2 protein-coding genes are annotated in these 1,154 nt (G+C 49.3%); one reads left to right on the top strand and one right to left on the bottom strand.

Going from position 1 to position 1,154, the window contains the following annotated elements:
* Positions 1–417: universal stress protein UspA (gene uspA / locus FDW94_RS22500; protein WP_063113926.1), on the bottom strand; the 417-nt coding region annotated here is incomplete at its 3' end.
* Between the two features lie 393 nt (positions 418–810).
* Between uspA and uspB the strand changes: the two genes are divergently transcribed.
* Positions 811–1,146, top strand: a complete 336-nt coding sequence (gene uspB / locus FDW94_RS22495; protein WP_003023371.1) for a universal stress protein UspB — start codon at positions 811–813, stop codon at positions 1,144–1,146.
* Positions 1,147–1,154 lie beyond the last annotated feature (8 nt).

Raw genomic sequence — 1,154 nt, 5'->3', positions numbered from 1 at the left:
CAGCGGAACAATCAACATGTCGACGTGGACGGTGTTGATCAGTTGGCGCGCGGAGGACATCAGTTTGCTCCAGAAATCCTGGTGGTGACCACAGACGACCAGATCCATGTCGTATTTTTTGATGGCATCAACCAGAACCTGACCCAGGTCGCCGCTACCGCTCAGGGTTTCGGTGATAGGGTAGCCTGCATTGGTGGACAGCTCGGTTAACGCGTGGTGGGTTTCTTCAGAAATGCGTTTCTGCATGTCGCCCAGATTCACGTCGATGAGCCCGGTGTACAGGTCGGAATAGTTTACGTCAACGTGGATAAGGGAGACTTTAGCATTGTAAGGTCGCGCCATAGAAACCGCTTTTTCAACCAGAACTTTGCTTTCCGGAGAAAGATCAACCGCGATAAGAATGTGTTTATAAGCCATAGTGTTACTCCTTCCATAAGTTGTCGATGACTAGCCTGCTGGCGTTATATGCCGCCGCGTCATCCGCGTCCTGCGAACCTTGTGCGCGGGGCTAGCCCAGTCGTAAAAAACGTACCATATAAGGACTATCCTTACATTATAGCGACCAGGATAATCCGTCAATCCGCCTTGCTTGCCAAATAGTTAAACAAATTTTTTAGTTAATTGCATTGATAGCGATTAACCTTATGGCAAAAAAATTAACTAATCTCCTACACTATCTAAAGAGGCGTTCGGATGCGTGATACTAATACGAACGGTTTCGGCTGCACTCTTCATTGAATGGTTTGGCAGGGTATCGGGGAGCGGTAGTCCCGGAAAGGAGTTCCGTGGGCGGGTCGCCGGGGAGGAGGTATGATAAGCACCATTGCATTATTCTGGGCTTTATGTGTCGTTTGCATTGTTAATATGGCGCGCTATTTTTCTTCGCTACGCGCACTGTTAGTGGTACTTCGTGGTTGCGATCCATTACTTTACCAGTATGTAGATGGAGGGGGCTTTTTTACCTCGCATGGGCAACCGAACAAGCAGATGCGTCTGGTGTGGTATATCTACGCTCAGCGTTACCGCGATCATCATGATGATGAATTTATTCGCCGCTGTGAGCGGGTTCGCGGTCAGTTCATTCTCACCAGCGCGCTATGCGGCCTGGTGCTAATCAGCATGGTTGCGCTGATTATCTGGCACTGATGCCAACA

Origin of the sequence: Citrobacter sp. wls757 (assembly GCF_005280935.1) — a bacterium.
Classification (GTDB): domain Bacteria; phylum Pseudomonadota; class Gammaproteobacteria; order Enterobacterales; family Enterobacteriaceae; genus Citrobacter; species Citrobacter portucalensis.
Note: the sequence above shows the minus strand (reverse complement) of the source record. Positions and strands in the feature narration are given on the sequence as shown.

Excerpts from the sequence above, each read along its gene's own strand:
- uspB (WP_003023371.1), top strand. The coding sequence starts at position 811 with ATGATAAGCACCATTGCATTATTCTGGGCTTTATGTGTCGTTTGCATT.